Origin of the sequence: Sphingobium sp. (assembly GCF_035511395.1) — a bacterium.
In the GTDB taxonomy this organism is placed as follows: Bacteria; Pseudomonadota; Alphaproteobacteria; order Sphingomonadales; family Sphingomonadaceae; genus Sphingobium.
Genome location: NZ_DATKFP010000037.1, coordinates 1 through 9,599, shown reverse-complemented (window position 1 = coordinate 9,599; position 9,599 = coordinate 1). Strand labels below are relative to the sequence as shown.

At 61.5% G+C, this 9,599-nt stretch carries 7 protein-coding genes; 4 read left to right on the top strand and 3 right to left on the bottom strand.

Features of this window, described 5'->3' with window-relative positions; translation table 11 throughout:
- The coding region (locus tag VMR39_RS01845; protein ID WP_325413773.1) for an MFS transporter at positions 1-912 on the top strand (912 nt) is incomplete at its 5' end.
- Positions 913-1,001: 89 nt separating this feature from the next.
- On the opposite strand, the gene VMR39_RS01840 is transcribed toward VMR39_RS01845, so the two are convergent.
- Positions 1,002-1,784, bottom strand: coding sequence for an IclR family transcriptional regulator (locus tag VMR39_RS01840; RefSeq protein WP_184269292.1), 783 nt, complete (start codon positions 1,782-1,784; stop codon positions 1,002-1,004).
- Between the two features lie 294 nt (positions 1,785-2,078).
- Between VMR39_RS01840 and VMR39_RS01835 the strand changes: the two genes are divergently transcribed.
- From VMR39_RS01835 to VMR39_RS01825, 3 genes are read left to right on the top strand one after another with little or no spacing between them, the layout of a single operon-like run.
- The gene (locus tag VMR39_RS01835; protein WP_325413770.1) at positions 2,079-3,242 is read left to right on the top strand and encodes an iron-containing alcohol dehydrogenase family protein; all 1,164 of its coding nucleotides are present in this window, start codon (positions 2,079-2,081) and stop codon (positions 3,240-3,242) included.
- Positions 3,239-4,204: an alpha/beta hydrolase gene (locus VMR39_RS01830; protein ID WP_325413768.1), complete on the top strand. Its 966-nt coding sequence runs from the start codon at positions 3,239-3,241 to the stop codon at positions 4,202-4,204. Before VMR39_RS01835 ends, VMR39_RS01830 begins: the two co-directional genes overlap by 4 nt.
- 13 nt (positions 4,205-4,217) lie before the next feature.
- Entirely contained in the window at positions 4,218-5,021 is an 804-nt protein-coding gene (locus VMR39_RS01825; protein ID WP_184269286.1) for an enoyl-CoA hydratase-related protein, read from the top strand.
- A gap of 136 nt (positions 5,022-5,157) precedes the next feature.
- On the opposite strand, the gene VMR39_RS01820 is transcribed toward VMR39_RS01825, so the two are convergent.
- Together VMR39_RS01820 and VMR39_RS01815 are read right to left on the bottom strand one after the other, a co-directional pair.
- A complete protein-coding gene (locus tag VMR39_RS01820) occupies positions 5,158-6,258 on the bottom strand; it encodes an alpha/beta fold hydrolase (RefSeq protein WP_325413764.1) in 1,101 nt (366 codons plus the stop codon).
- A gap of 434 nt (positions 6,259-6,692) precedes the next feature.
- Positions 6,693-9,116 (bottom strand): membrane-bound PQQ-dependent dehydrogenase, glucose/quinate/shikimate family, encoded by a 2,424-nt coding sequence (locus VMR39_RS01815; RefSeq protein WP_325413762.1) that lies wholly within the window; start codon positions 9,114-9,116, stop codon positions 6,693-6,695.
- Between the last annotated feature and the right edge of the window lie 483 nt (positions 9,117-9,599).

Here is a 9,599-nt window from a genome sequence, read left to right as displayed (position 1 = left end):
CTCGTAGCCAGCATCTTTCCGGTCAATCAGCGCGCCAGCGCCATGTGCCTCGTCTATTCCGGGCTGGCCATAGGCACCGGCCTTGCTTTTGTCGTCGGCGGGTTCGTAGCCCAGCATTGGGGATGGAGAGCGGTATTCTTCATCGTGGGTATTCCCGGCATTGTCCTCGCCGCCTTGATGTGGGCACGGTTCAGGGAACCCGCCCGCGCTGCGGAAGGCGAAGAGGCTGCCGGCGCGGCCGCGCCCATGTGGGAGGTCGCGAAATTCTTCGTGAAGTCCCGTCCCGTCTTCTTCAACACGATCGGCCTCGCGATCGTTGCCATGAACGTAGCATCGGTCTGGATCTGGATCTCGCCCATCCTGATCCGCGAACAGGGCTACAGCCTGGCGCATGCCGGGCTCATCGTCGGCGTTGCCGCCGGCGTGATGAAGTTCGCATCGGCGCTGCTGTCCGGCTTCCTGGGCGACTGGATCGCGAAGGGGCGCGTCGATCGCCTGTGGATCGTGCCATCCTGCGCACTCACCCTCTCGGTACCGGTGGCGTTCGGAATTTCCTGGGCGCCTTCCCCCGCCATCGCCGCAGTCCTCGTCTTCGTTCTCGGACTGACACTCGGGACGCATTATGCAGCGCCCAAGGCTGCCATCATGACCGCAACGCCGAGCAACATGCGCGGTTCGGTCGCGGCAATGCAGGAGCTGTTCGCCAATCTCGTCGGCGCTGCGATCGGGCCGCTGCTTACGGGCATGATATCCGACTATCTTGGCGGCCGGGATTCCGTCAGCCTCGCGCTCGGTGCGACGCTGAGCTTCAATCTCATCGCGGCCCTGAGCTTCTGGTACGCGATCAGTGGAACGAATATGCGCAAGCGGGCCGTCGTCGCGACCGCTCCCGTCCCTGGCGTCGCAGAATAGGTTCGGGCGCACCGGTCATGACGCACCGCCCGGGCGAGGTCGTGAGCGACCTCGCCCGGGCGGCTATTCATTGATAGCTGTTCGATCGATCAGATCGCTTCGCGCGCTGTAACCTTTCGGCGCGCCCACAATGCGGCTCTTTCGACCAGCAGGTCGGAGAGCTTGCGAACCTTGGGCTTCACCTTCGTTGCAGCGCCGACGAGAGCGACCGCCGCCGGACTTCGGCCGGGTTGCCCCGGCAATATCGTCGCAATCGCCAATCGAGTGCCGCCAAGACGAAGGTTCGTCGCGACGCCCGTACTCCTGATGGTCTCATATTCGCTCAGAAACGCCTCGACGGCTTCTGGCTCGGTACGGCGGTGGCGACGAAGGAAGGCATCCAGTTCGTCCTGCGGCTTGGCGGCCAGCAATGCCTTTCCGGTCGCCGTTGCCAGCAAGGTCCGCCGAATGTTGCGGCGTGCTTCTATGTCGGCGATGGAATCGCCGCCGGCTTCGGCGATGTAGATCAGATGATCGCCAGCCTCGACGCCCAGGAAGACGGCAAGACCCGTTTCCTCATGAAGCTCGGCCAACCGCTCATGGCTGACCAGGCCCGCCCGCACATGCCCGCTCGCAAGCGTGAGGCCATGTACCGCCGGGCCCAGATAGAATTGACGATCCTGCTCGTAGAGCCAGCCAGTCGCCAGAAGGCCCTGAACGAAACCGTAGACCGAGCTCTTCGGCGCGCCCAGGGTCCGTGCGAGTTCCGCAAAGGTCATACCGGGGCGATAGACGACTTCTTCCAGTATCTGCGTGACGCGGTCGACGGTGCGATGATGGTTGGGCTCCTTGCCCGCCGCAGCCCCTGAAGCCGGCTCTTTATCCGTGCTCATGCCAGACAACTACTTCTTCTCCCGGTTTATCCGATCGCAGAGCCTAGCATGTAGAATCGCCAAGGGCGAGATGGACAGGCCAAACTCTCGAGTGGATGATGCGATAGCGGTCGGGCAGGCACGATTGCTTCCGCCCACCATGTGTCGCGAACCGGCGTCGTGCTTGACACTTGCCGCATTCGCAGACTATTCGTAGATACGTTCATTAGTTCCCATATAGGAACAATAGGAGAGAAGCCCGCATGGCCGGCGACGATGTTGCGCCTTCATGCGCGCTCCTGACAGGATAGCAGCATGACTCCAGATTCCTTCCGCCATTTCGACCCCGGCTCCCGGATCATCTATGGCGACGACTGTCTGACCCATCTTGCCGGCGAGATGCGCCGGCTCGATGCACGGCGTGCGCTCGTGATCTGCGGAAGGACAATTTCGCGTGCGGAATTTGGCCTTGGAACCGTGCAGGAGGCCCTGGGCGACACCTTCGCAGGAGCCTTCACCGGCGTTGTCGAGCAATCCCCGCTCTCGGCGGTGGAGGCCGCGATGCAAGCCCTGCGCGATGCTCAGGCAGATGCGGTGGTCGCGATCGGAGGCGGCTCGGCCATCGTCACCGCGCGAGCCGCGACGATCCTGCATTGCGAAGACGGTCGCGCCGAGGATCTCGCCACCATATTCTCTCCGGGGCAACCGCCGCGAAGTCCGAGGCTCGCTCGCCCCAAATTGCCCCAGTTCATCGTCCCGACGACGCCGACCACAGCCTATGCCAAAAGCGGTGCGGCCATAACGCTACCCGAGTCGGGCAAACGACTGGCGCTGTTCGACCCCAAAGCCAGGGCCCAGGCGCTTTTCATCCACCCCCAGTTCATTGCCGCGACCCCTGACCGGTTGATCCTGGATGCGGCGCTGGATGCCTTCGCGCAAGGCGTGCAGGGCCTTGAATCGCGCAGACGCGAACCTCTGGCCGACGCGCTGCTGATCCATGGCGTAAGACTGATCCATCGCGCCCTCATCGGCGGCGCTGCGGGCGGGGACCAACAGCCTCGCCGCGACATCATGCTCGCGGCCCAGCTGATCGGCCAAGGCACCGACTTCACCGGAGCGGGCATGGCGTCCGCATTGGGACATTCGCTGGGCGCTCGCTTCCCCGTCGGCAACGGACATTTCAAGGCGGCGGTCCTGCCCCATTGCATCACATTCAACGAGCCGGCGACCGCCGGACGCCTTGACGCGCTCGCAATCGCGCTGGGGTTGCCCGAGGACGCGGCGGCACAAGTGGTCAGCGAGGCCTGCAGCTCATTTTTCGCGCATCTTCATATCCCCCATCGGCTCCGAGACCTTGGTGTGGAACGACACGAGCTTGCTCATGTGTGCGACGATGCCGCCCAGGACTGGTTTCTCACCCAGAACCCCCGGAAGGCCGATCAATCCGGCCTCATGGAGGTTCTGGACGCGGCCTGGTGAACGACGCCATGGCATCCTCAGGCGCCTACATACCCATTCGCCCGTCGCGCACCTTCGGCATCCCCGTCCGAGGCGTAGATTATCTCGTCAGGCAATGGGGGGACGACTCGTCGCCCCCCTTGCTGCTCCTGCATGGCGGCCGCGACAACTCCGCGACATTCCAGTTTCTGGTGGATGCCTTCCATCATGACTGTCGGATAGTGGCACCCGACTGGCGCGGACATGGCGGGTCGGGCTGGACGCCGGGCAGCTACTGGCTCGCGGATTTCCTGCTGGATCTCGACGTCCTCGTGCACGAATGTCTTGCCGACACGCCATTTCCTTTGCTCGGGCATTCGATGGGCGGCAACATCGCCTCGCTTTACAGCGCGACCCGTCCCGAACGGGTGACGAAGCTGATCATGCTCGATGCGCTCGGCAACACGCTCGAGCGAAGTCCGGTAAGGATCGCCGATGAACTCTCCGAGTTGCTCGTCCGGCTCTCCAGCCCCGCACGGTTTCGAACCTATCGCGACATCGGCGCGATGGCCGACCGGCTGATCGAGCAAAATCCGAGACTGGACGCCACCCGTGCCCTGTTCCTTGCTCGAGAGGCTGCACGGTCGATCGATGCAGGCGGATATCGTTGGCCGCACGATCCGATGTTCCGGGCGTCGGAACCGACAATCCACACCGTAGCCGAATGGGGGCAGTGCTGGAGCAGGATCGAGGCGCCTGTTCTGGCGCTGCTGTCCTCCGATCCCCGGCCGCATGCCGCGACAGGAGACGATCTGCAGGTCCACGAACGGCTGGGTTATTTCAGGAAACTCGAAATAGGGCGGATGGGCGAGACATCGCACAATCTCCACCACGACAGGCCCCGGCCAGCCGCCAGGATCATAGAGGCGTTTCTCCATGACGATGGGGGATTTCGCTCTCTGCTGGACACGGAATGCACAGGATTACGGCCCGACAATCGATGACAAAGGAGTTGGAATGTCTGACGGAAAGATAAGGATCGAACGCGAAGGCGCGATCGCGATCGTGACGCTCAATGATCCAGAGACCAGAAACGCCCTGTCGCCCGACCTGGTCGCGGAACTCGTCTCCTTCCTGGAAGGCGCCAATGCGGATGCCAGCCTCGGATGCATCGTCCTGACGGGCGCAGGCGGCGCGTTTTGTTCCGGCGGCAATATCAAGGATATGCTGGAAGGCACGGATCCGCAATTTGCAGGAACGCCGGATCAGATCCAGGAGGCCTTCCGCGCCGGCATTCAGAAGATCCCCGCCCTGTTCGATGCGCTCGACGTTCCGGCCATCGCGGCCGTCAACGGCGTGGCCGTCGGTGCGGGCTGCGACATCGCCTGCATGTGCGACATCCGCATAGGGTCGACCAGGACGAAATTTGCCGAAAGCTTCCTGCGCGTAGGGCTCGTCTCTGGCGACGGCGGCGCATGGTATCTGCCACGCACGATCGGATATCCGCGGGCGATCGAGATGGCGCTCACCTGCCGGATGATCGAAGCTGCAGAAGCGAAGGAATGGGGCCTCGTGACGCATGTCGTCGAGGTGGAGGAACTGCTTCCCAGGGCGCTTGAGATGGCGCGGTCGATCACGGCCTTCCCGCCACGCAGCGCCCGCCTCAATAAGCGGCTGATGCGCCGTTCGATGACCCTTGGTCTTGCCGAATGCCTCGAATTGTCGGCAGCCTATCAGGCCATCGTGCAGCATAGCGCCGACCAGAAGGAAGCGGTCGCCGCACTCGTCGAAAAGCGGACGCCGCGCTTCTCGGGCGAATGAAGCGCTCCGCCTGCCGGATATAGAAGGGAGTGCGATAGTCGCAGAGGTTATCGCAGTTCCGCCTGCCTTGCGATCGGCCCGGTGCCGCGCCCGGACGGCGCGGCACCGGGTGGCAAGTATCCCGTGGCGTGGTAGGTCAGCCCAAGGCCTTCCGCTTCAGGAATTCCGACATGACGTCGGCTATCTCCACATTGTTGAGATCGGAAAAGGGGAAATGTGTGTTCCCGCGGATGCCGATTTCGGGCAGATGCACCACCGTGACATCTCCCCCGCGACTATTGACGGCATCGCGCCATTTCCGCGCCATTTCCAGCCGCGCGCGCCATCCATCAGCGCCCGGATTGGGGTCGGGCGCGGCTGGAATGAAATCGCCATAGACGATCAGGATCGGGATGCGCGTCAGTTGCGTGAAGCGATCGAGCGGGACTGCCATGGCTTCGACCGGACCTGACGAACTGGCGACAGGCGGTGGCACCTCGCCCTCCGGAAAGGGGAAATTGCTACCCGGCTCGAACGAAACGATGCCGCGCACCTTCTCATTGTACATGGCCGTACGCCATCCCATCCCCCCGCTGTGCGAATGGGTGACCAGGACAGCTGGGCCCATTTTGTCGAAAAGTGCGACGATCGCGTCGGCGGTTATCGCAAGGTCGAATGGTCCGGTGCTGGGTAGCATCTGGCGGAAATATTGATTGAGGGCTTCGGGATCGCGGGAAAATTGCACGCCTGGATTATAGTCGGGCCAGATGCCGACGCGAAAGACGTTGAACCAGCGCTGATCATCGGGGGTGGTGCTGATCGGACTGGCGGCTGTGGTGCGACCCGCACGGCCGCGCCGCGGCTGATCGATGAGATAGACGCTATGCTTGCGGCGCAGGAATATGTTCTGGAAGCCTTCGCGGCCGTCGGGCGTGGTTTCCCAGGTCTTCGAGAACTGGCCGATCCCGTGCCAGAAGACCAATGGCAGCGGCTTGGCATCGACCGGCGTCTGGTAGAAGATATAGGCATGATCGCCATGCAGGGTCTGACCTGCGGGCTCCTGTGCATATTTGTCCAGCGCTCCCTCCGCCCGGATGACCGTCCCGCCCACGGCGAAACTGCCCTGGTCCTCGATCATGAGCGGCGCCTTTTTTGTCTGCGCAGGAGCAGCCGCTCCGGCCTGCGGCAGTGCGAGCATGCCTGCGACGGTCGCCGAACCAGCCATCAACGATCGCCGGGAAAGTGCAGTCTTGTCCATGTCCGACATCCTCGCTCCAATCATCATCCTTCTTCCAGATCGCTTGCGCATCGGTACCGCGCGACCTTCGTCCTGCGGATTCCGGCTTTGCCCAGATCCGCATATACGATCCATGGATCGCCGTAGCGCTCGAAGCCTGCCTTTTATCGAGCGCAGCTGTCAAACGCCGGCTCTCGACGATTGCCCCCCTTCTCGCCGAAAAGATAGAGCCGGGGGACATGCGCCCCGGCCCGCTGGCCGATATTGCTGAGCCTGAAAAAGCCGGGAAGGCCGGACTGCATGCGACCCGCAGCGGGACATGCTGGAATGTCGTGTAGCCAGGGCAGCTGCCGAACCGGAACAGCTGCCTGGACGCCTTGCTGGCTACCAGCGCTAGCCTATGTCCACTCCCTCGATACGTTCGACGGATAAGGCGCGTATCTTGACTTCACGTCTTAATCCTCCAGCTTGAACGCGATCAGATAGTCTCCCCGTTCGTTGGTGCCCGTCGCATCTCCATCGCGCGACCCGCCAGCACTGATGACTATGAACTGCTCGCCCGTAATCACCGACTTGTAGCTGATCGGGCCGCCTTGAGAGCCAACCGGCAAGCGACTTTTCCACAGCTCCTTGCCAGTCGCGCTGTCGAAGGCCCGGATATAGTGGTCCAGCGTCGAGGCAAGAAACAACAATCCGCCCTGAGTAGCCAAGGAGGGACCGATCGAAGGCAAGCCCAACGGGATCGGCAAGGTGACACGGATCCCGAAAATGCGAACGTCCTCAGTGGTTCCTGCCGGTACGCTCCACGCCACCTTGCGCGTGTTCATGTCGATGGCGCTGATCGTCCCGAACGGCGGTTCTTGGCATGGGATACCCAGCGGCGACAGAAAGCGTGGAGTCTTTTCGGCGACGTAATAAGGAGTGCCTTGCATCGGCAGCTTGACGTTCTCCGGCACGGGGTGACCACCGGTATCTCGTTCTGCCAACCGCAGAAGCAAGCCTATCCGCAGGTCATTTGCGAAAAAGGTGTGGCCGGTCTTGTCAACGGAAATTCCTCCCCAGTTGAAGCCGCCTACCGATCCCGGAAGGACCAGCTGTCGATCCAGTCCTGGTGGGTCGTACAGTTGAGGATTAGGTCTCACCGTCTTGAACTGGAGCCGGCACCAGAGCTGATCGAACGGCGTCATTCCCCACATATTCTTTTCGGAGAGTTCCGGATGGCCCAGCATTGGCAACCCGACGGAAAAAGGCTGGGTGGGAGCATAATGCTCTCCCTTCAAATGCCCCGCAGGAACCGGGCGCTCCTCAACCCTCGTAAGGGGTTTGCCGGTCGCACGATCGAGCGCGAAGAACATGCCGCTTTTCGTCGCGAACACCACCGCCGGCACGAGGCGGCCATCTTTTGGAAAGGATGTCAGAACGGGCGGCTGGGTCATGTCATAGTCCCAGAGATCATGATGAACGGTCTGGTAGCTCCAGACGGGGCGTCCATCTCGGGCGCGAAGCGCCACGACCGACGAGGAATATCGATCCCGATTGGCGTCACGGTTTCCGCCCCATAGATCAGGCGAATTATTACCTACCGGCAGAAACAGGAGGTCGGTCGAGGGGTCGTAGGTAATGTAGGACCAGACATTCGGCGATCCCGGGCTATAGGGCGTTTGGGCTGTCGACGGACCGGTAACGGCGGGATTGCCGGCATCCCATGCCCAGCGCAGTTCTCCCGTGCGCACATCATAGGCGCGAACGACACCTGAGCTGATGTCGGCGTTCAGATTGTCATTGACGTAACCGCCCACCACCACGAGGTCGCGAGCAAGCGTCGGTGCGGAATTCGGGTGGTGGTCCTTGTCCGGCGTAGTGCCCATCCCCTGCCGTAGATCAACATGACCGTTCGTTCCGAAATCGAGGCAAAATTTCCCTGTATCGGCGTCGATCGCAATCAGACCGTTGCTCGAATTCGCCGTCAGAATGCGGCGCACGCAGGTGGATGGATCAGCAACCCGGCTGTCCGCTGATTGCGGATTGCGGCTGCCTTCGGCACTATCTGGATCTTGTTTGGACCCGTCATGGTAGGCGATCCCACGACACCGCACATACATCTTGTTCGTGGACCCCAGCAGCGCTTTCCATCGCTGGCGGCCCGTCGTCGCATCGACCGATACGATATTGTTCTTGGGGGTGCAGAAATACAGGGAATTCCCGATTTGCAGCGGTGTCCCCTGATCTTCGTATCCACGGGCATTCGGGCTTACGGGGATGTCTCCGTGGCGGTACGTCCAGGCGACCTTCAATCGCCCCACATTTCCACGATTGATCTGGTCAAGCGCTACGAAACGCTCCGCCTGGGGATTATTCCCGTAGCTGCTCCAATCCGTCTGCTCGGTCTGACGAGTTACGGGATATTTTGCCGTTGGAGCGGCAAAATTATAGGTTCCACGATCCGCAAACATTGCCATGAACAGTCCGATCGCTGCCATGGCAAGGAGCGACCCGACAACGATATGGACCATGGTCATCGGGCGAGCCCCTGCGTTGATGCGAGATGAGGGCAGCGCAAACGACAGCAGCGCACCTGCAACGACGAAAATATATATCCTCGAGAAGAGAGGCCAGAAGTCGCTACCGGCTTCCCAATACGCCCACACGAGCGTTACCGTAAAAATGCCGGAATATAATGGCCCGACGAAAATCCGGTCCCGAAGGAGGCCCCAAGCGACCACGAGCAAGGCAATGCCGCACGCGCCGTAATAGGCACTGCCCCCTCGCAATAACAGCATAAGGCCGCCAATCGCGAAAAACAGGCCGGCAATACCGAACAGAAGTGCTAGCGGGATAAGTATCCAGCGCGCTTTCTTCTTCCCTTCAACAGCTTCCATGTTGTCACCCCTAAGCATCGACTTGCGGGACCAACGCTCGCTTCAGACTGGGCAGCCGTGAAAGATAGGCGGCGGTGCCTGCTTCCGGCTCTGAAGGCGAACCGCACCCTCTCCATTTTCACCGGCCTAGCTAGCCTTAATGAACGTATATACGCATTTAATACCGTATATACGATTGATGCGCGTTGCATTGAGGCGTGTCAAGTTCGGTTGAATTGCTGTGTATCCTGCACGTTAATATGCCGCGACGACCGGACGCCGTATCTAAGCATGGAGACTTTCAGGTCTCTCTGCCCAGGCTATGTAGGTCCGCCTGGACGCCGCGACCGATCGCAGGAATCCGAGGCGCCAATAGTCTGAATGCGCTGATCTGCATTCATTCCGTTCGCCGACCCGGCTGGTTCCGCCTTAACGAGCGGGTAGCACGGCAATGCGCGTCCCGCGTGAGGAGCCGATCCACAATTCCCGACCAACCTGCACTGC